General features: G+C 63.7%; 27 protein-coding genes. 16 read left to right on the forward strand and 11 right to left on the reverse strand.

The window, feature by feature from the left end:
- Positions 1-18: 18 nt before the first annotated feature.
- Together C2L66_RS29830 and C2L66_RS29835 are read right to left on the reverse strand one after the other, a co-directional pair.
- The gene (locus C2L66_RS29830) at positions 19-771 is read right to left on the reverse strand and encodes a glycine zipper 2TM domain-containing protein (RefSeq protein ID WP_060609671.1); all 753 of its coding nucleotides are present in this window, start codon (positions 769-771) and stop codon (positions 19-21) included.
- A gap of 118 nt (positions 772-889) precedes the next feature.
- On the reverse strand, positions 890-1,234 hold the full coding sequence (locus C2L66_RS29835) for a cupin domain-containing protein (protein ID WP_060609676.1): 345 nt from the start codon (positions 1,232-1,234) through the stop codon (positions 890-892).
- Positions 1,235-1,436: 202 nt separating this feature from the next.
- On the opposite strand from C2L66_RS29835, the gene C2L66_RS29840 reads away from it, so the two are divergent.
- Together C2L66_RS29840 and C2L66_RS29845 are read left to right on the forward strand one after the other, a co-directional pair.
- On the forward strand, positions 1,437-2,165 hold the full coding sequence (locus C2L66_RS29840; RefSeq protein WP_060610660.1) for a transposase: 729 nt from the start codon (positions 1,437-1,439) through the stop codon (positions 2,163-2,165).
- Positions 2,166-2,334: 169 nt separating this feature from the next.
- Positions 2,335-2,655 (forward strand): DUF4148 domain-containing protein, encoded by a 321-nt coding sequence (locus C2L66_RS29845; RefSeq protein WP_035995964.1) that lies wholly within the window; start codon positions 2,335-2,337, stop codon positions 2,653-2,655.
- Between the two features lie 141 nt (positions 2,656-2,796).
- On the opposite strand, the gene C2L66_RS29850 is transcribed toward C2L66_RS29845, so the two are convergent.
- Positions 2,797-3,399 carry a phosphatase PAP2 family protein gene (locus C2L66_RS29850; protein WP_060609679.1) on the reverse strand — a complete coding sequence of 201 codons (603 nt, stop codon included), beginning with the start codon at positions 3,397-3,399 and terminating at the stop codon, positions 2,797-2,799.
- A gap of 209 nt (positions 3,400-3,608) precedes the next feature.
- On the opposite strand from C2L66_RS29850, the gene C2L66_RS29855 reads away from it, so the two are divergent.
- On the forward strand, positions 3,609-4,616 hold the full coding sequence (locus C2L66_RS29855; protein ID WP_060610663.1) for an AraC family transcriptional regulator: 1,008 nt from the start codon (positions 3,609-3,611) through the stop codon (positions 4,614-4,616).
- Here the strand turns inward: C2L66_RS29855 and C2L66_RS29860 are convergent.
- On the reverse strand, positions 4,571-5,071 hold the full coding sequence (locus tag C2L66_RS29860; protein WP_060609682.1) for a hypothetical protein: 501 nt from the start codon (positions 5,069-5,071) through the stop codon (positions 4,571-4,573). The two genes, C2L66_RS29855 and C2L66_RS29860, sit on opposite strands and share 46 nt — an antisense overlap.
- Before the next feature lie 461 nt (positions 5,072-5,532).
- On the opposite strand from C2L66_RS29860, the gene C2L66_RS29865 reads away from it, so the two are divergent.
- Positions 5,533-6,234 carry an SDR family NAD(P)-dependent oxidoreductase gene (locus C2L66_RS29865; RefSeq protein WP_054931439.1) on the forward strand — a complete coding sequence of 234 codons (702 nt, stop codon included), beginning with the start codon at positions 5,533-5,535 and terminating at the stop codon, positions 6,232-6,234.
- Positions 6,235-6,390: 156 nt separating this feature from the next.
- On the forward strand, positions 6,391-8,370 hold the full coding sequence (locus C2L66_RS29870; protein WP_060609685.1) for a PhoX family protein: 1,980 nt from the start codon (positions 6,391-6,393) through the stop codon (positions 8,368-8,370).
- Between the two features lie 87 nt (positions 8,371-8,457).
- Here the strand turns inward: C2L66_RS29870 and C2L66_RS41370 are convergent, their stop codons facing one another.
- Complete coding sequence (locus tag C2L66_RS41370) at positions 8,458-8,601, reverse strand: hypothetical protein (RefSeq protein ID WP_167352385.1); 144 nt, start codon at positions 8,599-8,601, stop codon at positions 8,458-8,460.
- A 308-nt stretch (positions 8,602-8,909) separates the two neighbouring features.
- Between C2L66_RS41370 and C2L66_RS29875 the strand changes: the two genes are divergently transcribed.
- The 3 genes from C2L66_RS29875 to C2L66_RS29885 all read left to right on the forward strand — a co-directional run bounded on the left by C2L66_RS29875 (position 8,910) and on the right by C2L66_RS29885 (position 12,530).
- Positions 8,910-9,143, forward strand: a complete 234-nt coding sequence (locus tag C2L66_RS29875) for a hypothetical protein (RefSeq protein WP_054931460.1) — start codon at positions 8,910-8,912, stop codon at positions 9,141-9,143.
- A 212-nt stretch (positions 9,144-9,355) separates the two neighbouring features.
- Positions 9,356-11,440 (forward strand): putative bifunctional diguanylate cyclase/phosphodiesterase, encoded by a 2,085-nt coding sequence (locus tag C2L66_RS29880; RefSeq protein WP_054931441.1) that lies wholly within the window; start codon positions 9,356-9,358, stop codon positions 11,438-11,440.
- A 379-nt stretch (positions 11,441-11,819) separates the two neighbouring features.
- A complete protein-coding gene (locus C2L66_RS29885) occupies positions 11,820-12,530 on the forward strand; it encodes a lysophospholipid acyltransferase family protein (RefSeq protein WP_054931461.1) in 711 nt (236 codons plus the stop codon).
- A gap of 21 nt (positions 12,531-12,551) precedes the next feature.
- Here C2L66_RS29885 and C2L66_RS29890 read toward each other — a convergent pair whose 3' ends face one another.
- The 3 genes from C2L66_RS29890 to treF form a co-directional block, all read right to left on the reverse strand.
- Complete coding sequence (locus tag C2L66_RS29890) at positions 12,552-13,028, reverse strand: hypothetical protein (protein WP_060609688.1); 477 nt, start codon at positions 13,026-13,028, stop codon at positions 12,552-12,554.
- A gap of 252 nt (positions 13,029-13,280) precedes the next feature.
- The gene (locus C2L66_RS29895; RefSeq protein ID WP_060610666.1) at positions 13,281-13,520 is read right to left on the reverse strand and encodes a hypothetical protein; all 240 of its coding nucleotides are present in this window, start codon (positions 13,518-13,520) and stop codon (positions 13,281-13,283) included.
- A 167-nt stretch (positions 13,521-13,687) separates the two neighbouring features.
- Positions 13,688-15,484 (reverse strand): alpha,alpha-trehalase TreF, encoded by a 1,797-nt coding sequence (gene treF, locus C2L66_RS29900; protein ID WP_060609691.1) that lies wholly within the window; start codon positions 15,482-15,484, stop codon positions 13,688-13,690.
- 120 nt (positions 15,485-15,604) lie between these two features.
- Between treF and C2L66_RS29905 the strand changes: the two genes are divergently transcribed.
- From C2L66_RS29905 to C2L66_RS29920, 4 genes are all read left to right on the forward strand, one after another.
- Complete coding sequence (locus tag C2L66_RS29905) at positions 15,605-16,657, forward strand: FUSC family protein (protein ID WP_054931444.1); 1,053 nt, start codon at positions 15,605-15,607, stop codon at positions 16,655-16,657.
- Positions 16,658-16,846: 189 nt separating this feature from the next.
- Positions 16,847-17,047: a hypothetical protein gene (locus C2L66_RS29910; protein WP_035992183.1), complete on the forward strand. Its 201-nt coding sequence runs from the start codon at positions 16,847-16,849 to the stop codon at positions 17,045-17,047.
- A gap of 572 nt (positions 17,048-17,619) precedes the next feature.
- Entirely contained in the window at positions 17,620-18,042 is a 423-nt protein-coding gene (locus C2L66_RS42305; protein ID WP_082433846.1) for a rubredoxin, read from the forward strand.
- A 129-nt stretch (positions 18,043-18,171) separates the two neighbouring features.
- Positions 18,172-18,594: a BspC domain-containing protein gene (locus tag C2L66_RS29920; protein WP_060609695.1), complete on the forward strand. Its 423-nt coding sequence runs from the start codon at positions 18,172-18,174 to the stop codon at positions 18,592-18,594.
- 13 nt (positions 18,595-18,607) lie between these two features.
- Here the strand turns inward: C2L66_RS29920 and C2L66_RS29925 are convergent, their stop codons facing one another.
- The 3 genes from C2L66_RS29925 to C2L66_RS29935 all read right to left on the reverse strand — a co-directional run bounded on the left by C2L66_RS29925 (position 18,608) and on the right by C2L66_RS29935 (position 20,246).
- A complete protein-coding gene (locus C2L66_RS29925) occupies positions 18,608-18,907 on the reverse strand; it encodes a hypothetical protein (protein WP_060609698.1) in 300 nt (99 codons plus the stop codon).
- Between the two features lie 77 nt (positions 18,908-18,984).
- The gene (locus C2L66_RS29930; RefSeq protein ID WP_060609701.1) at positions 18,985-19,278 is read right to left on the reverse strand and encodes a type 2 periplasmic-binding domain-containing protein; all 294 of its coding nucleotides are present in this window, start codon (positions 19,276-19,278) and stop codon (positions 18,985-18,987) included.
- Positions 19,279-19,334: 56 nt separating this feature from the next.
- Complete coding sequence (locus tag C2L66_RS29935; RefSeq protein ID WP_060609703.1) at positions 19,335-20,246, reverse strand: LysR family transcriptional regulator; 912 nt, start codon at positions 20,244-20,246, stop codon at positions 19,335-19,337.
- A gap of 136 nt (positions 20,247-20,382) precedes the next feature.
- Here C2L66_RS29935 and C2L66_RS41490 point away from each other — a divergent pair, with 136 nt between their 5' ends.
- The 4 genes from C2L66_RS41490 to C2L66_RS29960 all read left to right on the forward strand — a co-directional run bounded on the left by C2L66_RS41490 (position 20,383) and on the right by C2L66_RS29960 (position 23,679).
- Entirely contained in the window at positions 20,383-20,655 is a 273-nt protein-coding gene (locus C2L66_RS41490) for a hypothetical protein (protein WP_060609706.1), read from the forward strand.
- A gap of 276 nt (positions 20,656-20,931) precedes the next feature.
- Entirely contained in the window at positions 20,932-21,681 is a 750-nt protein-coding gene (locus tag C2L66_RS29950; RefSeq protein ID WP_054931463.1) for a creatininase family protein, read from the forward strand.
- A gap of 222 nt (positions 21,682-21,903) precedes the next feature.
- Positions 21,904-23,004: an NAD(P)H-dependent flavin oxidoreductase gene (locus C2L66_RS29955; protein WP_060609709.1), complete on the forward strand. Its 1,101-nt coding sequence runs from the start codon at positions 21,904-21,906 to the stop codon at positions 23,002-23,004.
- Positions 23,005-23,031: 27 nt separating this feature from the next.
- The gene (locus tag C2L66_RS29960; protein WP_060609712.1) at positions 23,032-23,679 is read left to right on the forward strand and encodes an MOSC domain-containing protein; all 648 of its coding nucleotides are present in this window, start codon (positions 23,032-23,034) and stop codon (positions 23,677-23,679) included.
- Positions 23,680-23,756: the final 77 nt, after the last annotated feature.

A 23,756-nucleotide genomic window follows, 5' to 3' on the forward strand; every position in this document is an offset into this window, starting at 1 on the left:
GGCGGTGTCACGCAATCATCAGGAAGCCGTGAGCGAGTCGCCCGACACATGCACGCGTTGTCCAACCTGCACTTGCGGCTGCGTCGGGTAAGTGAAGTTGCGATAGCTGCCGTCCTGCATGCGGACCTGCACCTGGTAGCTCGTCTGCTTGCGCACGGCGTGTTCGATGCCGTTGCCCGCGACTCCCCCGCCGACAGCGCCCGCCACGGTGGCGAGAATACGCCCGCGCCCGCCGCCGAACTGATTGCCGATCAGTCCGCCCGCAACGGCGCCGCCGACCGCGCCGAGACCCGTCGTCGGCTCGGACGATTGCACAGCGTTGATAGCCACGACTTCGCCCGCATACGGATCTGCCGCGACTTGCCTTGTCCCTGCCGATTGCGCAGACGCTTGCGAGTAGTCGCCATTCGCATATTGCGGAGCCGGTGCGACGCGCGGCTTGTGCGTGTGATGAACAGGCTTGGGCGCGGGAGTCTCCGCTTGCTGCGTGGCCGGCTGCACGGCGGGTTGCGCGGCGGGTTGCACGGCATTCGTTTGCTGCACCGCGCCCGTTTGCTGGGCAGCGGCGAGCGGCATGCTTGCCGCTTGCGCCGCGTTGGTCGCGACCTGCTCGTTGGCCGGGGGTGTTGCGTGGGACACGGGCAGAATGCCCGTCATCGCTGCAACACCGGTGACGCTGGCGAGAATCACGGACACAGCCGCGCCCGCGATCAAGGGATGAATACGGCTGCGTTGCGCAATGCTGTTGCTGTTTGTGACGTCGGCGCTCATCGTGGGCTCCACGGTTGGTGTGTGCCTGCAATAACGCCGCTCGAACGGGCGCGGTGCACGTAACGCCGCAACGGCTTTGTAAGCATTTGTAGCGAGTGTTTCGACACGCCATGCACGCTCAGCAAAAGCGCTGCGCGAGATCGTAGATCAACAGAAACACGCAACCCGTATCGCTTCTAAAGCGATCTTCGACCGTTCCTGCTTCGGCGATGCCCACCCATCCCGGCAACAGACGCTGGCCGTTCTGAATGGCCTCGCCTTCGAGCATGTAGACGAACTCCGGTCCCGTATGCAGGTGCATCGGGAACACCGTTCCCGCGTCGAAGCGGACGAGCTGCATCGCGCGCCCGTTGGCTTTGCCGAGATTCTTGATCTGTACGCCGCTGGCACATGCCGACGGTGTCCAGGGCAGCGCTTGCGCATCGACGGATGAGAAGCGCGGCGCGGTTGGTTGCTGGTCCATCTCATCTCCCGTTCGCTTTGCGTTAGGGATTTCCTGACGCGAGATTCAGCGGGCGCGACGTCGAACCCGTTGCCAATCCTGACTGCATCAAACATTGCGGCGTGGGTCAATGTCAACGCGCGTGCGTGTGTCGCTTGCTGATAGCACACATCGGACTTTCGCTTGGGCTGGACGGGACGCGCAGACAGGTCTGGAGAAGGCAATGCATTTCGAGGAGCTTTCCAACGAAGAGTGGTCGCTGGTCGCACCGATTCTCAGCGCGCAGCCGCATGCAGGCGTCCTCAAGCGTGGGCGTCCGCGCATCAGGACGCGCGTCGTCGCCAATGCGGTGCTATGGGTGTTGACCACGGGGCAATCGTGGTCGAAGCTGCCCGCGCACTATCCGTCGCAACCGACTTGCCGCTGCCGTTTCGAAGAGTGGCGGCTCAAAGGCAAGATCGCCGAGATGATCCGCGTCCTGAGCAAGGTGGGACGCAATTTTTCGTACGTGCCCGACGCGCCATGCGTGAGCAAAAAGGCCGTGCCGAAACGCGACGATGGCCAGATGGAAGAGCGCGGCATACCGCGCGTGATCTGGAAAAGCCAGGCGTCGTGGCAGGCATCGCCGGCACAACAGGAATCCGCGCACGAGTTGCGTCCCGACAACCCAGGCCGCGCATTCTGGATGGGACTCGCTGCGAAGGGCGCGCGCGTGGCCGACGAGAGAGGTTATGTCGTCTACATAGCGGCCGATCCAGCGCCGGACGCGATGTTTCGCGGCTGGGCCGAGATCACGCGGGACGGCAGGCGCGTCGCGCGCTCAGGGCTGGTGGGCCCGAAGTTCGACATGCCGGACGAGGCGATGCAATGCGCGCTGACGTGGGCGCGACGCTGGATCGAGTTGCACGGCCTGAGCTTCGAACTCGAACTGCTGCATCGAGCAGCCGATTGACGTGATCCCGACTGCATCGCGCACCAGTTTCGGGCGGTTTATAACGTTTCCTGAAACTGTGAGTTGGTTGATCAGATGTTTATCTGCAGAGCCGATACTCCTACACTGTTTTCAACGCGACGAACAAAACAGTTCGAAGCATCCGAAAACGAATCTGGAGGTAATGATCATGAAATCGCTCATCAAGGCTCTTGCAGTTGCTGCTGTCCTCGCTGTTCCGGTCGTGTCATTCGCTCAATCCAGCCAGCCCGTGACCCGTGCCCAAGTCCGCGCCGAGCTGGTGCAACTGGAAAAAGCGGGTTATGTCCCGTCGAATAGCAGCGACACGCAATACCCGGCCAACATTCAGGCCGCAGAAGCAAAGGTCGACGCTGCCAACGGCGTGCAAAACAGCGGTGTCGGCGGCGTTGCAGATGGTTCGTCGCAAGGTGGCCAACGTGCGTCGTTCTCCCCGAGCGCTTACTCGGTGCCTGTGTTCGAACACCACTAATGCGTAAAGCGCTGGCGCGATAGCCAGCGCAACTGCTTGACTGAGTCCGCCGCGACCTGCGCCGTCATATGACGGACCGCCTGTCGCGGTTTGTCTTTTGACTGGCGTTTCGACGTCGTTGACCGGCAGCGCGTTCCGGCTTCATTGAACAAGCCATCCGCGCGCAATCGGCCACGCCAGCAGCTTCCGATACAGCGCAATCATCCCGTCCGTCACCGCCTCACCCACCAGCGACCAAAGCGGCGTGACGACGCCATACGCCACGCACGCAATCGCAACGGCACCCGCCATATCGAGGGGATAGTGCACGCCGACGAACACGCGCGCCCACGCGACGGCCAACCCCGCAGCGAGCGTTAGCTCGCCGTACCAACGCGTGCCCGCCAACAGCAAGGTCAGCGCGACGCAGGCGAACACCGTGCCGTGATCGCTTGGAAACGATGAATCCGGGGCATGCTCGATGAACGTATGCCCAAGCCCGATCATAAACGGCCGCGGATGCAGCCAGACATGACCGATGATCTGATTGAACCCGAGCGCGAGCAGCACGACGCTGCATACGCGCAGCGCCGTCGCGCGATTGTTCCGGATGCCGGAGAGCCAGAGTGCGGCGAGCACCAGCGGAATGACATAGATCACATAGTCGGCGATGAATGACGCGATGTCGATTTGCCAGTGTGGCGTCGAGGTGGTTGCGTTGATCGTGAGAAAGAGCGCCTGATTGAAGGCTTCAAGTGTATTCATGCTGTGGGCGCGTCGGGATGGAAACCCGGGTAGCAAACGGTCGCCCGATCGTACCGGTCGAAGCTTATGTCACGCTTAGGGGCGTGCAATGCACGCAATGCGCGCTGCGCACTTGCACGCAGCGAACGGAGTATCCTTTCGGTGAACTTGCAAAAGACGGCACATGTGCCGTCTTTCAGCAAAATGCCGAAAATGAAGGACGGTGCTTCATGGATGCTGTTTCCGACGTGCTGCGCGTTGTGCGCCTGGGCGGCGCGGTTTATCTTCATGCCGAATTGACGGCGCCGTGGTGCATGATCGGTCGCGCGGATCAGTCGTTGTGCACAGCCTATCTGCCGAAGTCGGACCGTGTGGTCTCCTATCATCTGATCACGGAAGGCACGTGCTGGGCGCGACTGCCCGACTGCAGCGAGCCCCCCATTTGCGTCGGCGCCGGCGAACTGCTCGTCGTGCCGCAAGGCGAGGCGCACATCATGGGTAGCGCAGTCGATCTCACGCCTGTCCCCGCCGGACCGCTCATCGAATCGCAACTGGCTGCCATGCCGGGCGAAGTATTGAATCTCTCGTACGGTGGAGGCGGCGCCCGGACCAGCCTGCTATGCGGCTTTCTCGCCTGCGACGATGCGCTGACCAACCCCGTGCTCGGCTCGCTGCCGCGCCTCTTCAAAGTCGATGTTCGCAACGATGCGCACTCGGCATGGATCGAGGCGTCGCTGCGCTATGCCGCGACCGAGGCGGCGCAACGGCGCGCAGGCAGCGCTATCGTGCTGTCGCGTTTGTCCGAACTGCTGTTCGTGTGGGCCGTGCGGCGCTGCATCGACGACCTGCCGGCTGACCGCAAGAACTGGCTCGCGGGCGTGAAGGACCGGTTCGTCGGCCGCGCGCTGTCGATCCTGCATGCGCAGCCTGCCTACAACTGGACCGTCGACGAACTCGCGCGAAAAGTCGGCCTGTCGCGGTCTGCATTTGCTGCGCGATTCAGCGAACTGCTAGGCCAACCGCCGATGCAATACCTCGCTCGCTGGCGTCTGATCGTCGCGGCGCAGGAACTGTCGTACAGCAGCAAGGCGATTGCGGCGATCGCCGAGGAAGTCGGTTACGAATCGGAATCGGCGTTCCACCGCGCGTTCCGGCGCGAGTTCGGCCAGCCGCCCGCTACGTGGCGTAAGCGTCATAACCATGTCAACGGAACCGACGCTCTGGCGCCGAGCCAGTAATGCGACAACTCCAGCAGCTGACCGGCAGGCCGCAGCGTGAACGTCACGCGATTGCGCCTGGGCAAGCCGCCGCGCACGACACGGAATAAGGCCGCTCGCCTTGGCATCGAATGGAGAGCCCGATGCTCGTTTGCCATCGCGTGCAGGATGCGGCGCGCTGCGGCTTGCCATGCGAGCGGATCGAGTATCCGCGTGCCGCGTAGCGATCTCAACAGCGATAGCGCAGTGCTGAGTTCGCGCATATGCCTGCCGTGGTCGTTGTTCAACTGCCGCACGATCGCGAAGCACGCATCCCAGCCGACATGCGTATGAAGATGCAGCACCGCGATCAGCAATACGGGCGGCAAGAGCGCGAGGCTCTCGCGCGTCAGCACGTCGTTGTGCAAGAGCGCGAGCAATTGAGCCTGTGAAACGTCGCTGATGCGGCTTCGCTGCAAGTCCGGCAGGTGACGCATGACAAGGCCTCCTGTGAGGAAAGGGTCGCGGATTCTCGTGGCCGATAGTCGTCACGCAGCGCGCGACCACGGCGATGGAAAAGGCTGGACACCTGACTTCACAAGACCTTGCTGCCTGACGTCGTTGAACTTGAACGCGCTTGCTGCAAAAGATGATGCATGGTGCTCGATGCCGTCTCGGGATTCACTATGAAGCAAGGTGTTGCAAAGACCTTTGCCCTCGCGTCGCGCCTCTTTGTCCGATCGTCCGTTTTTGCTGTGCTCGTGGTGCGGGCTTTGCCGCGCGTCCGGCGCGTTTTGCCGGGCGTCCTGCGGGTATCGGCGAGTACCTCGCGATTCCTTCGATTGACGCGAACGAACCTTGCGACAACACTGTGTTCGAGTGCGCCCTGTGCCGCGAATGAACGCGTGACAGGGCGTTCGTTCGTCGGGCATCGATCTGCGTTGGGAGCGCGTACTTCATGAACAGTCTGGATGGAACCATCGTCGCCATTACGGGCGCCTTCGGCAATCTCGGTCTTGTGACGGCGCAAGTACTGACCGAGCGCGGCGCGAAGGTCGCGTTGATCGGCAGAGGGAAGGCGCCGGCGAATCTGCCCGCGTCGCTGGCGCAGGCGTATGTCGCGGGCGGTGTCGATCTCGCAGAACGGGACGCGGCGCAACGCGCGGTCGATTCGATCGCGAGCCAGCTCGGCGGGCTGAATGCGCTCGTGAATGTCGCGGGTGGATTTAGCTGGGAGACGGTCGCGGACGGCAGCGCGGACACGTGGGAACGTATGTTCGACGTGAACGTGAAGACGACGGTCAATGCCACGAAAGCGGCGCTTCATCATCTGACGAAGCGTACAGGCGGGCGCATCGTCAACATCGGCGCGATGGCGGGGTTGAAGGCGGGCATGGGGATGGGCGCCTACGCGGCGTCGAAGGCGGGCGTGATGCGGCTGACGGAAGCGCTTGCCGAAGAACTCAAGGACAAGGGCGCGACCGTCAACGCGATTTTGCCGAGCATCATCGACACACCGCAGAATCGCGCCGACATGCCCGATGCCGATTTCACGCGCTGGGTGACGCCGGAGCAGATTGGCGGCGTGATCGCGTTCCTGCTGTCGAAGGAAGCGCAGTGCGTGACAGGCGCGCTGATTCCCGTCGCAGGGCGAGTGTGACGCCGGTTGAATTCAAACATTACAGAATACTGTCAAAGATATTTCATAATCATTCATTAAATTAGCGCGTCATCAAGGCGCGCCATGGACGACTGATCTGCGGCGTGGGCTGATTGTTGAGCCAACCACCCATCCCCACCAACGGATCACGACAACATGGCGCAGCCACTCGACTACTCACGCCGCAAGGCGCTCAAGATCATTGCCGGCGCACCGATGCTGCCGCTCGGCAGCGCGGCCGCCGCCTCGCTGCTCGCGGCATGCGGCAGCGGTAACGACCACGCGGCGAGCGCCACGCCGTCGCCTTCGACGTCCGCCTTCACGGCGGCGTCGTTCGGCGGCATGGCCGCGCCGTCGCTCGCCGATCCCGTCGCGATGGCGACGACCACGGTCGCATCGACGATGACCGCGCAGTTCGCCGACGGCAGCCGCCGCAGCTACAAGCTCGCGTATCAGCCGTTCTTCATCACGGGCGACACGGTGCAGAACACGACAGGCGGCACGATCGTCGCGGGCGGGTATGTCGACATCAACAATCAGCCGATCATCGACCGTTCGGTTCCCGGCAAGGAGCGCCAGTTCTTCTCCGATTGTCCGGATGGCACGTCGCTGATCCGCCTCGACAAGCCGACGGTGAAGGGCGTGAAGGGCAACCCGGTGTTCGCCGTCGTGCAGTTCGAATACGCGACGCGCGACCAGACGCAAACGGCCGCCGGCGACATGTACGGCAAGCTGCCGTCGCCCATCGCCGTGCTCACGCTCGACCAGGACCCGGCGACGGGCAAGCTCGCGCTCGTGAGCTATTCGAATGTCGATACGTCGGGCGCGCACGGTTTGTGGATCACGTGCGGCGCGAGCCTGTCGCCGTGGAACACGCATTTGTCGAGCGAAGAATACGAGCCGGACGCCGCGACGATCGCCACGAACACGCAGTTCCAGGCGTACAGCCAGAACCTGTACGGCAACACGACGAAGGCGCGGCCCTATCACTACGGACACTTGCCCGAAGTCACCGTGAATCCCGACGGCACGGGCACGGTCAAGAAGCACTACTGCCTCGGGCGCATTTCGCACGAGTTGATCCAGGTGATGCCCGACAGGCGCACCGTGCTGATGGGCGACGACGCGACCAACGGCGGCCTCTTCATGTTCATCGCCGACAAGGAAGCGGACCTGTCGGCAGGTACGCTGTATGTGGCGAAGTGGGCGCAAACATCGTCGGCGGGCGCGGGCGCGGCGACCCTCACGTGGCTCAATCTCGGCCACGCGACCAGCGACGAAATCGAAGCGCTCGCCAACACGCTGACGAACGCCGACATCATGGACATCGTCAGCAACGAGGCCACCCCGCCCAGCGATCCGACGTACACGAAGATTCACTTTGGCGGCAAATTCAACTGGATTCGCATCAAGCCGGGCATGGAGAAGGCGGCCGCGTTTCTGGAGACGCATCGCTACGCCGCGCTGCGCGGCGCGAGCATGGGCTTCACGAAGCTCGAAGGCACGACGGTCAACGCGAAGGACAAGATCCTGTACTCGGCGATGTCGCAGATCACGGCGTCGATGGTGCGCGGCAACGCGCATTCGACGGATATCGCACTGGACAAGGGCATCTCGTCGGGCGTGGTCTACGCGCTGAACATGAAGGGCGGACAGCGTGACCTGGGCGGCGCGGCGATCGACAGCGAATGGGTGCCCGTCGACATGAGCGCGCCCGCCGCGCTCGTCGGCGAAGACCTCGCGACGGCGGACAGCCTCGGCAATACCGCGAACCCGGAAAAGATCGCGAATCCCGACAACCTCAAGTTCTCGGAGAAGCTGCGCACGCTCTTCATCGGCGAAGACAGCGGCATGCACGTCAACAACTTCCTGTGGGCGTACCACGTCGACACGAAGACGCTGTCGCGCATCCTGTCGTGCCCGGCGGGCGCCGAGTCGACGGGCCTGCATGCCGTCGATGAAATCAACGGCTGGACCTACATCATGAGCAACTTCCAGCACGCGGGCGACTGGAGCAGCTTGCACGCGAAAGTGCAGACCGCGCTCGATCCGCTCGTGCGCGCTAACTACAAGGATCGCTTCGGCGCGGCGGTCGGCTATCTGACGGCGGACCCGACCTCGATCAAGCTGGCTTGACGGCAACGCTTGCGGCGATCCTCACGGTCTCATCGCGGGGAATTTGATGACGCTTGGGGCTGGACGGAAGGCACGGTCGCGGGCGATTCATCGACCCCTCTCCGGAGGGGTTTTTTTATTGGCGCACGCTTTTTTGCAGCGCCTGTACTCCTTGCGCAGTTCGGCGATCTTCGCTGCGACGCTCGCCAGAATGCCGAGCGCTCCCACTGTTTCTACCAAAGCGGAAAGCATGGTGTCTCCTTTCTGATGCGAGGGCGATCGACGCGGATGGGTGAGTGGAGCGTGCGTCCACCGCCTGGCCGTCACAATCCGGAAGTTCCAAAGCCAGATTTCGCCCTTGCCGAAGCGTGAAGTTGGCGCGCCGGCAATCAGAAGGACGATCGATGCTGGCAGGATTGAAGGCGCGGGCCGTAGCGAACACCGCTTCCTCACCGCTTCTTTCACGTCGGACCATCGGGCATTCGGCTCTGTCACTATTTGCGGCTATGCGGCGCAAGCGCTGTCAATACACTGGACGCGCCGAAAAGGATCCGGCCTACGTGGAAGAGTTTTTCGTATCGAGAGCGAGTGCCGTCGAGCGCATCGTGCTGGCGCGGCGGGCGTTGATGAAAGAGATCGAGGGCGCGAGCGCGGGTGCGTTCGCGCTCAGTCAAGGTCCGTCGTTGCTCGAAAGACTCGAGCAACTGATGTTCGACGTGCGCGCTGGCCGGGTATCGGATTTCGTCATGCCGTCGCTGACGAGCAAGGTGCGGATACTCGTGATGGCCGGCTAGCGCACTACACCGATTTCCGCCACCAGGCCAGTGGGACACCTACGAACGCAATCGTAAAACCGAGCAGAGCCTCGGAATTTGACATTTCACACTTAACATTTTGCTGCCGGATGTCGATAAACCGTACTTCATACGCCTCTTTTCGCGGATAAGGGACTGCTTCATTCAGCAAAGTCCTGCGAGCGGCCGAGGGGCACATTCTGGGGGCTCTCATGTTACAGGGCAGCTACAACAGTCTTCTCGTGCTGTTCTCGCTCCTTGTCGCGGTGCTGGCCGCGTACACGTCGCTTGAAATGGCGGGCCGCATCACGACGGCGACCGGCCGGACCGCACGTTGGTGGCTCACGGGCGGCGCGTTTGCGATGGGGCTCGGCATCTGGTCGATGCACTTCATCGGCATGCTCGCGTTCAGCCTGCCGATCCCGCTCGGCTACGATCCCGTCGTCACGGTGCTGTCGCTGTCGATCGCGGTTGCGTCGTCGGCGTTCGCGCTGTGGCTGGTCTGCCAGGACGCATTGCCCGCCGGGCGGCTTGCGGGCGGCGCGCTGCTGATGGGCCTCGGCGTCGCGGGCATGCACTACACGGGCATGGTAGCCATGCAGATGGAGCCTGGCATCGTGTACGACGCCGGGCTTTTCGCGCTGTCGATCGTGATCGCCGTCGCTGCCTCGGGCGTTGCGTTGAAGACGGCGTTCAGCCTGCGGCACAACTCGCGCCGCATGCGCCCGCTGCGCGCGGGCGCCGCCGTCGTGATGGGATTCGCGATCGTCGGCATGCACTACACGGGCATGTCGGCAGCGGCCTTTCCGGCAGGCAGCCTGTGCGTCGCGGCAACCGACGGCGTGAACACCACATGGGTCGCCGTCGTCATCATCATCGTGACGCTCGCGGTGACGGGCGTCGCATTGTCGCTTTCCGTGCTCGACGAACTGCGGCTCGAAGCGGAGAACGCGGCGCTCACGCGTTCGCTGGCGCAAGCCAACCAGGAACTCGGCTATCTCGCCTGGCATGACGCGTTGACCAAGCTGCCGAACCGCGTGCTGCTCGAAGCGCGGCTCGAAGAAGCGCTGGCGAAATCGCGTGTGGACGGCAGCCGGTTCGCGTTGATGTTCATGGACCTCGACGGCTTCAAGATCGTCAACGACGCATACGGCCACCAGGTCGGCGACCGGCTGCTGGAGCAGGTCGCCGAGCGGCTCGCGTCGGCCGTTCGCGCAAGGGACACCGTGGCGCGCGTGGGCGGCGACGAATTCGTGCTGCTGCTGCCCGGCGAGGACCAGGCGGGCGCGATGGCCATCGCCAGCCGGCTGCTGGCCGTGATCGGCGCGCCGTTCGAGATCGACGGCCACGAACTGGGCATCTCGACCAGCATCGGCATCGCGATGTGTCCCGCCGACGGCGCGCTCGGCCACGAGGCGCTGACGCACGCCGACGCCGCGATGTATCACGCGAAGTCGCTGGGCCGGAACGCGTATTCGTTCTTCGACGCGTCGATGAACGAGAACATGCAAGGCCAGTTGCAGCTGACGCAGGAGTTGCGCGCGGCCGTCGAGCGCGGGCAACTGGTGCTGCACTATCAGCCGCAATTCGCCGCGCCCGATGGGCCGATTACGGGCGTCGAGGCGCTGGTGCGCTGGGCGCATCCGAAGCGCGGCCTGATCGGACCCGACGAATTCATCCCGCTTGCCGAGAAGACGGGGCTGATCGTGCCGATCGGCGAATGGGTGCTCGACGAAGCGTGCCGCCAGATCGGCGAGTGGCTCGATTCGGGCGCGTGCGACTGGAACGTCGCCGTCAACCTGTCGCCCATGCAGTTCGGCCACCCGCAACTGACGTCGCTGGTGCGCGACACGCTGGCGCGGCATCGCGTCGATCCGCGCCGTCTGACGATCGAAGTGACCGAGTCGGCGGCGATGCGCGATGTCGAGGCGAGCCTGCGGATTCTGCAAAGCCTGCATGAGATGGGCGTGCGCATTTCCATCGACGATTTCGGCACCGGCTATTCGAGCCTGATGTATCTGAAGCGTTTGCCTGCGAGCGAGCTGAAGATCGACCGGGGCTTCGTGCGCGAGCTGGCGCATGACGCGGAGGATGCGGCGATTGTGTCGTCCGTGGTCGCGCTTGGGCAGACGTTGGGTATCGACATCGTCGCGGAAGGGGTCGAGACGGCGACGCAAAAGGAGTTCCTGACGCGGCTCGGCTGCAATTCGCTGCAAGGCTTTCTGCTCGGACGGCCGGTTCCGGCTGCGGACCTGCACGCCTTGTCGCGAGAATGCACGCAGCCGAGCTTGTCGTGACGCAGGCGGCTGCGCAACGTGTTTCGTCTGAACGTTCGATTGACCACATAGCGGCACGCGCCCGTCGGCGATACTCTGCTTGCGCACGGGGGAAGTTTGCGCGTAACGCGAAAAACCAGAAATGGCGAAGGGTTGAACGGTCGGCAAAGTGTGAGCGCCGCAGGCGCGAGTCTTTGCCGAATGTCTAGCCCTCCGGCGCCGTCAGGCGACCGTGGCCTTCAAAACTACAGCATGAACGCCGGCCTTGGCCGGCGTTTTCTTTTGTGCGCGCAGTGCGCTCGGGCTGCCGGGCTGCAGCTTTGCTGCGTGCGATTTTTTCATCGCCGGTAGTATCTGGGTTTGGCTTGCGCCTGCTCACTTTCCGTCGATGCCACACAACATGCTCGCTGTGCTCAAAAAATGGCTGTTCATCGTCTATCTGCTGGGAAGCGGAACGATCTGGTCCACGGTGATGCTGCTGCTGTATCCGTTCATCAACCGGTCGGCGCGCTACCGGCTCGCGGCGCTATGGTGCCGGGCGCTCGTCGCGGTGATGCGCGCGGCGTTCGGTATCCGCTGCTCGATAGAAGGTCTCGAACATCTGCCGAAGGAACCGTCGATCGTCCTGTGCCGCCACGAATCGACGTGGGAAACGCTCGCGTTTCTCGCGCTCTTTCCGCGCCGGATCAGCTTTGTGTTCAAGCAGGACTTGCTGCGTATTCCGTTCTTCGGCTGGGTGCTGAGGGGGCTCGACATGGTCAGCCTGGACCGCGGCTCGCCGCGCCAGGCACATGTCGCCGTGACGCGTGAAGCAGCCGAGCGCCTCGCGAAGGGTGATATGGTCGTGATCTTTCCGGAAGGCACGCGCGTGCCGCACGGCGCGCCTGTCAAGCTGACCTCAGGCGGCGTGCGTCTGGCCTGCGCGACGGGCGCGCTGATCGTGCCCGTGGTGCACAACGCCGGCAAGGTGTGGCCCGCGAAAGGCTGGCCGGTGGGCGCGGGAGATATTCGCGTCGTGATTGGTCCGACGCTGTCGCCTGCCGAGCGCTCGCCGCAGGAACTCAGCCATCAGGTGCACGACTGGATGCAGGCCGAGCTGCTCAAACTCTAGCGCTAGCAGCGTCCGCCGCGCTCAGGCGGCGACGGGGTGCGCGAGTTCCTGTTCGGTGCGCATCAGCCCTTCGATCATCCGCGCTTCGGCCTTGGCGATATCTTCCAGCGAGGCAGCGGCGAGCTGGCGGTCGAACGCATCGAGCGCGATGGTCAGCCACGCGTAGTTGTCGCCTTCCACCGTCCACTCGCCGCGCGCCGTCTTGGCGCTGTCGATGTCGGTCATCGCGATCTGCGCTTCGGCGATATCGTCGATCGCTTCCGGCAGGTGGCCAATGCGGCTCAGTTCTTCGGCGATGAGCAGTTGCCGGCCGAGCGTCGTGAACAGTTCGCGCGAGCCTTGCCCGCGTCGGAACGCGTCGAGACTTGCATAGGCTTGCAACAGCATGGCCCGCGTGATCGGCTCGTGTGCGGCGCGGCTGAAAGTCAGCGCGCGCAGCAGCGGCGACATGGCGGGAGCGTGACGGGTCTGCTTGCGGCTTCTCGACTTGTTCGACATGGTGATGTACCTCTTTTCTTCGTTTCCTGTGCAGGCGGGGGCCTTGTGTCGCCAGGAAAAAGGTGCCGCCGATGCTCTGGCGGCACTACAGGGGATGACTGGTGTTACATGGGCCGGAAGTCGGCGCCGAGGCGCAACTCCCGTTGGCAGGGTTCCGACGACAAGCCTGCGAACGAATAATGAGCCGTGACAATTAAGACAGACTTAAATCGCGAAGGCTCGTTTCGAGCGACGCAGGCACGCTCGCCGGCATTACTGATACTGGGCGTGAATGGCCTGGCGCTGCGCGGCCTGTTCGTCGGCGTGCTTTTTCGCAAGATGCCGCCCGACGATGCAACCGCCGACCGCGCCGACCACAGCGTGATGGCCCGCGTAGTGTCCCGCGACGCCGCCGACCACGCCGCCCTTGATGCAACCCGCCGCATGTGCTGTCCCGCTGATGGCGAGAAACAGCGTTGCGGCGGCGAGTGTGGCTTTCCCGAAAGCGGTCATGCTGATACCCCGTTTGTTTTGATCGAACCGATGTTGCGCCAGTGCGCCCGATTTCAATAGCGTCGTGTATCGGAGCGCGCTGGATACTGTGAGCGCAGTGTACGTGGCGGCCCATGCCGAAGGTGCAACATGTGTGCGAGTTTCGTAACAAGCAGTTAGACGGCGCTTCACGGCGCGGGTGAAGAGGAAGGCGCAGGCGTCGCGCGCAGGCGGTGCGTGGTTTTCGGCGCGGCTGCAGCAGCCGAGGCCGCTTCCGATACGCCCGCCGCACCCGCGGGCACATCGACGGGGCGCGTCGACGGGCCTGCCGCGCCGGGATACATCGCCATCAAGGTGCGCAGCACGCCATTGGTCCAGCCGAAACCGTCCTGCAACGGATATTCGCCGCCGCCCGCCGCCGTCGTCCCTGCCCTGGCATCGACGTCGTACTTCTCGACCAGCTTGCCCGTGTGCTGGTAATACGCGACGTTGGTGCCGATCCAGCGCGTGGCGATCTGCTGCGCGAGGTCGGCATGACCATAGCGCCGCAAGCCCGTCACGGCGAGATATTGCAGCGGCGCCCAGCCGTTCGGCTCGTCCCATTGCTGGCCTGTGTCGACCGTTGTGGTCGCGAGGCCGCCGGGGCGCAACAGGCGAGCGCGGATGGTCGCCGCCACCTCGGCCGCTTGCGTTTTCGTTGCGACGCCCGCGTACAGCGGATAGACCGTCGCCGCGCTCAGCCGATGCGTGAGCCGATGCGCGATGAAGTCGTAATCGCCGAATGCATTGAGTTGCGGGTCCCACAGCACGCGGCGGATCGCATCGGCGCGCGCGGCGGCGCGCTGTTCGAGATTCTCCGCGTGCGAAGCGTCGCCCTGCACGCGATACGCCTTCGCCAGCGTGCCTTCGAGATCGACGAGCAGGCAGTTCAGATCGACGGGAATCAGCGACGTGACTTCGATGGTCGCAAGCGTCTTGCCGTCGGCGAACCAGCGCGAACTGAAGTCCCAGCCCGTTTCGCCGCCCGCGCGCAGATTGCGCCACAGGTCTTCGGCGTTGCGCTGCGGCGTCGCTTGCGCGGTGGCGACGTCCTCCCGATACGATTCGTCGCGCGGCGTGGCGCGCTCGTCCCAATAGCGGTTCAGCAGCGTGCCGTCAGGCAGGCGCACGAGATGCCGGTAGGCGGTGCCAGGCGCGACCTTGTCGTGGCCGTCCATCCAGTACGCGTATTCTTTGCGCAACTGCGGCAGATAGCGCAGATAGACCTGATCGCCTTCTCGATCGGCGGCGAGACGCACCATCTGCGCGAAGAACGGCGGCTGCGAGCGGCTCAGATAGTACGTGCGATTGCCGTTCGGAATATGTCCATAGCGGTCGATCAAGATCGCGAAGTTGTCGAGTTCGTTCTTCAGCAGGTGTTCGCGGCCGCTTTGCCTCAGTCCGAGCATGATGAAGTACGAGTCCCAGTAGTAAATCTCGTCGAAGCGGTCGCCGGGCACGATGTATGGATACGGCAGCGGCAGCAGCGACGACCACGGGCTCGCGCTGGCATCGGGGTCGCGCCTGAGCACGGACCAGAGCGTGTCGATGTGCGCCGTGATGCTCTGGTTCGGGTCGGACACGTAGTTCTTCGTTTCGCGTGCAGGCAGTGTGAAGCGCTGCGCGACGAACGACTTCAGTGCGAACTGCGCGTTGTCCTTCTGCCTGGCATAATCGGCGACGATCTGTTGCGGCGGTGCGTTCGGCACCATGTCGGCGAAAGTCTTGCTGTCCGGGTACAGATGTGCGAGTTCGACATCGCGATACAGCGCGCCGTATAGCTCGGACGGCGGCACGGGCACGACGGGCGATGCGTTGCTGACAAGGCCGGCCTGATTGGCCGCTGGTGTTTGCGCGGCGCCAGGCGGCATGTGAACGACGAGCAGCGCGGCGGCACAGAGGGTAGTCGAGAGAATGCGGCGGGCATGGCTTTGCTGAATCGACATGACGCTCCTGAGTAAGGGCTTTCGATTACAAGGGAGTCACGGCAGCAACGCATGTTCCCCAATGAGCGGAAATTGCACTCGCCCAACCCGCGTTTCATGCGTTTTGATGGAAACACCTGAATGACCGTTCAACAGCAAGACTGGTTCACGAATCTGATACGCGCCCCCGAAGCGCGCCGCTTCGGACGCACGCTGACGGGCTGCGTGCTCAGCTACGGCGCCGCGACGCTGGCGGGGTTGCCTGAAGGCTACTGGGCCTTGATCACGACGATGATCGTCGTGACGCAACCCAGTCTAACGCAGGCCATTACGATCGCACGGGACCAGATTATCGGCGCGTGTATCGGCGGGATCGTGGGCGGCATCGGGCTGGTCGTGATGGATCGCGGCATCGAGCCGCTCACGGTGTTCTCCGTGGCGCTGCTGCCGTTGGCGGCGCTGGCTGCCGCGCGGCCCGGTTTGCGGCTCGCGTGCGTGACGCTGGTGATCGTGGTGCTCGTGCCTGGCGACGGCGGCTCGGCGTTCGTGCGGCCACTGCATCGCGTGGCGGAAATTCTGATCGGCGCGGCGGCTGCGTTCGTCGCGACGGTGCTGTGGCCGAACCGCGCGCTGAAGGGCGCGCATCGGAACGCGCGCGACTGTCTGGAAACGCTTGCACAGATGATCGAGCACAAGCTCGCGTTCTCCCGGGACGATGCGCAGATGGCGCGGCTCGAGCAACGCAGTCTCGCCGCGCAGACGGCGCTTGCGGACGCATTGCAAGAGGCGGGGCGCGAGCATGTGTTCGTGCCGATCCTGCGCGGCAGTTCCGACGCGATCGACAAGGTGCCGCCGTTTCTGAGCCGCTTGCATCGGGACGTGCTGGTGTTCGGCCAGGCGCTTGCGCACACATGCGCGGGCGACGAAGCGCCGCATCTCGATCAGGCGTGGTCGGCGGTGCCGCGCGCATTGTCGCAACTCGCCGATGCCGTCGGCGCGATTCCGTTGAACAAGCCGAAGTTGCAGGACGCGCGCGCGACGCTCGACCCGTTGCTCAAGCGGATCAACGCGCGTGTGGACGGCGCAAACGCGACGCTCGCGCCGGGCATCGAACTCGTGATGGCGTTGATCGTCAAGGACACGGACGGGCTCGTGCAGGTGTTGACGCCCACCGCAAAAACGAAGTCACCGTAAATGTTCGCAATGCCTCACCAACACTAACAACGGGACGAAGCAGCGACTATGCTTTTTGATGAGGCCGCATAGTGCGTCGCACGCAAACGACTGACGAATCGTATCGCGCCCGCGTCATCGACGTTTGCAAACCATCGCGCCTCGCTCGCCGTCGATTGTTGTCGCAACGATCAAACAAGGAGTTGAACAATGAAGACCCTTGCGTTTGTTCTTGCTGTCGCGGGTTTGGCGGGGCTGGCCGCCCCCGTGGCCTCGTTCGCGAAGATCGATCAGAACGCCGACTACTATCGTGCCGACTACCGCGTGCACGATACGGGCAACGATCCGCAGGAAGCAAAGCGCCAAAGCAATTGCCAAAGCCGCGGCGACTGCGCGCCTGTCGATCGGTGAAGCGGCGGCTGCGCCGCTCTTACAACTGCCGCGGATCGACCGTCGATTTGCACAGCGCGCCGTGGGCCATGCAGGTGCCCGGCGCGTCGTAGGCTCTCGTCATCGGACAGTGCATGCAAACGCCCGGTCGATCGCCGACATCCATCCCCGCCGACGGCGAAAGACTCTATCAACCACGAAGAGTGAATGACGGCCTTCGCGCGAGCGATAACGCAGCGATAATTCAGGCTCGCAACACAAGTCAATCTTCCCGCATGCAACACCTCGATCCGCGCAAGCCGACAGCGAAAAGAAAGCTACCGGGCGAATGAGCGTTTAAAATCCGGGCTCGCGTATTTTTCGGACCGGATGCAACGCTTCCGTCCATCGGTCAATTTTTTCCGTTCAAGCCCATGTCGACACCTAATCGTGCCAACGCTCGCCGTTCGCTGACGCTTCTCGAAACCCTCGGTCTGGTCGGTATCGCCGCCGCGCTGTGCAGCGCGCTGCTGCGTCACTTTTTCTGAGCGCGGCGGCCGATACGTCCGCTGTGCGGCGAGTGGTCGCATGCACTCGTCCAGCTATCACATCACATGTACACGAAAGCCACTGCCGTCGAACTCCAGTTTTCACCCGACCGCCTCAACGATGGCGCGGGCGATCCGTTCTGGATCGATCTGAACCACAACGAAGCCGTCGAGCTTCATCAGGCGCTGCAACGCTATCTCGACACGCCGGCCGCCGGGCGGCCTGCGCCGCTCGTCGTCTCGCTCGACAAGGACAAGCGCGCGGGCGTTGCTGAATCAACCGGCTCGAATGCCGCCACGCAGACACAGACATCCGCCGACGACTTCAAGCAATGGGTCTGCGTGATCTGCGGCTGGGTCTACGACGAAGCAGCCGGTTTGCCCGAAGAAGGCATCGCGGCCGGCACGCGCTGGGCCGATGTGCCGGAAGACTGGCGTTGTCCGCTGTGCGATGTCGGCAAGGAAGATTTCGCGCTCGTCGAATTCTGATCGCGCCGCGTTGGCGAAGCGCTGCGCAAAGCCCACAGACGACCCAAACGGTATCCGTCCGGCGAAGCGGGTATACTCTCGCGCCTTGAACGTTTGCAATACATCTGCACTTCCGGGCACCGCTTCCTGATGAAAAGCATTACTGCCCTATTGGGCGTCTTCAGTCTCGTGTGGTTCTGCACGAGCGCGTTTTCGCAATCCCAGGCCGACGTGCCCGACGACTACGCATATCTCACGCGTCTTCACGTCCGTCCTGCCGTCATCAACTGCATCGCGGAGTTCGACCGCTGGATTCGGACTACCTCACGTTATGACATGTTCCTCGCACCGGACCGTCGCGTGCTGAAGGCCAAAGTCAACGAAGACGGCGGCTTATTCTCCGGCAACAACGGTTCGCAGCAGGTCGAATCGACCGTGTCGATGCGCGCGTTCGCACGCCTTCGTAACCGGCAGTCGTGGATGCCCGTGATCGCGCAATGCGGTGTCTGGCACGAGCATGTCGTCGGCGTGTCGTTGCAGCAGGTCGACGGGCAAACGCCCGTGGTGCGCTGACGAAGCGCGCGGCTCAATCGCCGTGGATATTCAGCTTGAAATCCACCGGCGAGCCATATGAGAACCTGCGCGTCAGCGAACGCACATCGTATTCGCGCAACGCGGAAAGATAGGACGGACCGTGGATGATGGCGGGCGAAGGCGTGCCCGAGCGGTGCCGGTCGTGATGATCGGCTTCGAACGCGGGCGAGTCGAAGTTGGAAGACGGATTGGCGAGCGCGATGATGACCGGGCCGTCCGCGTAGGCCGAGTAGACCCCGGCTGTGCCGAACGCGGCCATCCATACTGCGAGCAGTACGACGTAAGATTTCATCTGCGACGGGCTGCCGGGCTGATCTCGGCGTGTCAATCGCGCACGATGCGCGGTTTCGCGCCATGAATTGATATTAGTCACGCAACGACGGCAACGCAAGGCGGGCCGCCGGCGCGCGCTACGTCAGTTCGTCGATCAACTGCCGCGCGGCGGGCGAAAGCACGGAGCCGCGCCGCCATGTCGCGCGGCATCAGCGAAACAAGTGTGTCGGGTCGCTGCAACATCAGCACGGTGGCGATCGTCGATGCCGTTTCAATGGGATGCGGCGGCACGGCGAGTCCCGCTTCCTTGAATTCGCGCTCGAACAGCCCGCGCAGCGGCATGATGCCCGGATCGACGATCCAGCCGCTCTTCGCGAGATCGGCGAGCAATCGAATCGACGTTCGGCAGCATGAGGGAGGAAGAGAGGAGGTGAGGCGTGAGCGTCTCAGGCTCTGAGCTTGTCGACGAGGAAGTCGACGAAGGCGCGCACGCGCGACGACAGATGCCGCGCATGCGGATACAACAGCACGAATGGCCTCGTGCGGCCGCCGTACGGCCTGAGCACTTCGCGCAAGGTGCCGTCCTTCAGGTCTCTTTCGACGACGAACCGATACGTTTGGAACAGCCCCGCGTCGTGTCGCGCGAGCGTGGCCCCTGCGAGCACATCGCCCGACGTGCTGTTGCCGCCGCGCGTCATCATTTCGCTCTCTTCGCCTTCATGCTGGAACAGCCACGGAATGTTGCGCCCCGTGCTCGGCAGCGCGAACTGGATGCATTCGTGGTGAACAAGATCGTCGGGTGTGTCCAGCCTGGCTGCCGACTTCAGGTAGGCGGGCGAAGCGACGACCACCAGTTCGGCGTCTTCGAGCTTGCGCGCGATCAGGCCGGAGTCGTCCGGCGCGCGGCCCCGGATGGCGAGGTCGAAGCCTTCGTCGGCGAAGTCGATGTTGCGGTTGCTCAGGTGCGTTTCGACCGTGACGTCGGGATAGAGCTTGCGAAATTCCGCGAGCAGCGGCAGCACGCGATAGTGGCTGTACGGCGTCGGCATGCTGATGCGCAGCACGCCCGACGGCGTGCTCTGCTGTCCCGTCGCTTCGCGCTCGGCATCGGCGAGTTGGGCGAGCGCCTGACGGCATTGCTCGAAGTAACGGCGGCCCGCGTCGGTGAGCCTGATCTGCCGTGTCGTGCGTACGAAAAGCCGCACGCCGAGCCGTTCCTCCAGGCGCGCAACCGACCGGCTCACGGCCGCAGGCGTCACGCTCGCGGCCGTCGCCGCGACCGTGAAGCTTTCCAGTTCGGCGGCGAGACAGAACAGCTCGATGCTGCCCAGCAGTAGGTCTTCGAATTGACGCTGCATGTCCTTTCCGTGAACGGCGGATGTGGTTTGCGCCGGGCGCTGTCGAGACGCACGAAGCGAAGCGGCGCAGGGCGCTGCGCCGCGTGTCCGCAGAGGATAGCAGGTCTCAAGCCAACTGATACTTCTCCCGGACGAGATGCCCGATGCCGATTCCGGCATGGAGGTTGACGCCGCTGCCAATAAACGTCACGGGCCCGTTTTCTTCGATGTCATGCTGGCCCCAGCGCGCGCCGAGTTCGGCGACCTTCTTGCGCTGATCGGCGCTCAGCCGTGTTTGAACTGGAACGCGCTGACCTCGGCGCCGCAATGGTCGAAGCGGATCGCCCCGGGGCCGATGCCTTGCACCTGGCTGGCCGGGTGCTCGGTGCCGCACGACGCGCAGAACCTGGCGACGAACGGATCGCCGTGATAGCGCCCTTCGACGCATCACGCCGGACGACGTGTCATGCGACGTCACGCGCATGCGCTGGATCTGCAGCGCGACGGCATCGCCGACCTCCGCGCCTTCGCGTTGCTTTGCGGACAACGAGTCGTGAACCTGGTTGCTGTTGGTGAGGGCGCCGATTTGCCTGTACGCTTGTGGGATCAGGGTCAGCCGTTCGCGTCTGCGGCAACGGTCCCGGATGTCCCCACGATCAACGCGCTGCGCCGCGTGCGGCGCAAGGCAGATACAACAGGAGTTTCAATGCTTTTACATCTTTCGACCTGGACCGAGATCGAGCAATACCTGAAGCGAAGCCGCGCGATCGTCGTGCCTATCGGTTCGAACGAGCAGCACGGTCCGACGGGCCTGCTCGGCACCGACTGGCTGTGCCCGGAGATCATCGCGCGTGAAGCGGAAAAGTCGGCCGATATCCTCGTCGCGCCGACCTTCAACATCGGCATGGCGCAGCATCATCTCGGCTTTCCGGGGACGATTTCGCTGCGGCCGTCCACGTTCATCGCTGCCATTGGCGACTGGATTCGCTCGCTGGCGGCGCATGGCTTCGAGAAGATCCTGTTTCTGAATGGCCACGGCGGAAACATCGCATCGATCGAGGCGGCGTTTTCGGAGGTCTATGTCGAAGCGAGCTTCGCGAAGCGCCGCGCAGGTTTTGCGATGAAGCTGGCTAACTGGTGGGATCTGGAAGGGGTCGGCGAACTCGCGCGCAAGCAGTTCCCCGAAGGGCATGGCGTTCACGCTACGCCGTCCGAAATCGCGATCACGCAGTGGGCTTTCCCGGACGCGATCAAATCCGCCGATTATTCGCCGAAGATCGCGCCGTCCGGCCCGATCCGGGAAGCGCTGGATTTCCGCGCGCGCTATCCCGATGGCCGCATGGGCTCGGACCCGGCTCAGGCGTCGCCGGAAAAGGGCGGCGAACTGGTGCGGCTGGCGGCGTCGAGCCTCGTGCGCGAACTGAACGCGTTCGCCAGCGAGCCGCTTCCCGGCTGATGCGCGGGACGGACGCGGCGGGGTGCCGCGCCTTTCACCTGTTCCCGGCACTCAAGAGTGAATTGCCCGCTTGATGGTTGACCCATCGTCCGCTGAAAAAGATGATCTGAGGTACAGATAGCATGGCGAGAGCGTTTGCAATTGGGGCGAGGCGTTTTGATCGCTTGTCCTTTCTCCGGTTGCGGGCCGCCCATGCGCCAACCGTTTTCATGAGGACATGACATGAGCACTCGTTCCGAAGGCGAGCCGCTGTTGAGTTTGCTGGGCATCAGCAAGCCGATCATTCAGGCGCCGATGGCGGGCGTCAGCACGCCGGCGCTGGCGGCGGCCGTATCCAATGCGGGCGGCCTCGGCTCGCTGGGCGTGGGCGCGATGAAAGCCGACGCGGCGCGCAAGACGATCCGCGACACGCGGGCGTTGACGAGCGCGCCGTTCAACATCAATGTTTTCTGCCACGCGCCAGCAACGGCGAATGCGAAAGTCGAGCGGGAATGGCTGACGTGGCTTGCGCCGCAGTTCGCGAAGTACGGCGCGAGCGCGCCGGAAAAACTTGCCGAGATCTACACGAGCTTTGTCGAAGACAAGGCGATGCTCGACGTGTTCGTCGAGGAAAAGCCTGCCGTCGTCAGCTTTCATTTCGGGCTGCCGTCGAAGGAAGTCATCCAGGCGCTGAAGGACGCGGGCATCACGTTGCTGGCGTCGGCGACGAACCTGGACGAGGCGCGGCAGGTGGTCGATGCGGGCGTCGATGCGATCGTTGCGCAGGGCGTCGAAGCGGGCGGCCATCGCGGCGTGTTCGACACGCAGGCGTTCGATGAAGGCCTCGGCACCTTCGCGCTCACTCGTCTTCTGGTGGAGAAATTCGATCTGCCCGTCATCGCGGCGGGCGGCATCATGGACGGCGCGGGCATTGCCGCGGCGCTCGCGCTCGGCGCGCAGGCGGCGCAGCTTGGAACGGCATTCGTGCCGTGCCCGGAGACGTCGATCGACGAGGGCTACCGTCGCGCGATTCTCGGCGATGCTGCGCTTCACACGACGATGACGTCGGCGATTTCGGGCCGTCAGGCTCGCAGCATGGTCAACCGCTTCACGGAACTGGGCCGCGCCGCCGATCGCCCCGCGACGCCGGATTACCCCGTCACCTACGATGCAGGCAAGGCGCTGCATGCCGCCGCGAAAGCGCAGGGCGAGTTTGGTTTCGGCGCGCAATGGGCTGGCCAGGCGGCTGCGTTGGCGCGTTCGCTGCCTGCTGCCGAACTTGTGGCGCGGCTCGATGCGGAACTCGTCGAAGCGATCCGCAGATTGCAGCGGTACACGCACTGATACATAGAGACAGGCAACGTCCAACCGATGAATGAACCGACAAGGCATACCGAAACAGGCAGCAGCGCGCAGCTGCTTTCGATCAACATTGGCGTGTGCGAGCCGCTCGACGTCGGACTGGCTGCCGACGGTCTGAGCGTCGAGTCGGCGATCCGCAAGCGTTCGGTGAGCAGCGTGAGCGAAGGCGCGGTGGTCGAAGTGAAGAAGCTTGGACTGGTGGGCGACGAGCAGGCGGACCTTAGTGTTCACGGGGGCCTCGACAAGGCTATTTATCTCTATCCGTTCGAACACTACGCGTGGTGGCGGCAGCGGCGCATCGAAGCGGATCTGCCCGATGCGGAGGAACCATTGGCATTCGGCATGCTGGGCGAGAATTTGACCACGCAGGGTTTGCTGGAGTCGGACCTTTGGGTTGGCGATACGCTCGTGATCGATCAGGTCAGGTTACGGGTGGAGGCGCCGCGCAGTCCCTGTTTCAAGCTCAATGCCGCGATGGGGTACAGGAAGGCTGTTAAGCATATGTATCTGAGTGGGTTTGCTGGTGTGTATCTGAGCGTCTTGCAGACGGGGTTTATTCAGGCTGGTGCACGGATTGTTGTCGTGCCGGGGCGTAGGGAGGAGTCGGTGAGCGGGATTCTCGAGTTGCGGCGCGGGAAGGCTCGGAGGGAGCCGTAAAGGGTTTGGTTGTTCGGGCCTTTGCGCTGGCCTTTGCGTTTTGCTTTTGCTTTTGCTTTCGCTTTCGCTTTCGCTTT

Source organism: Paraburkholderia caribensis (assembly GCF_002902945.1).
Lineage (GTDB): Bacteria > Pseudomonadota > Gammaproteobacteria > Burkholderiales > Burkholderiaceae > Paraburkholderia > Paraburkholderia caribensis.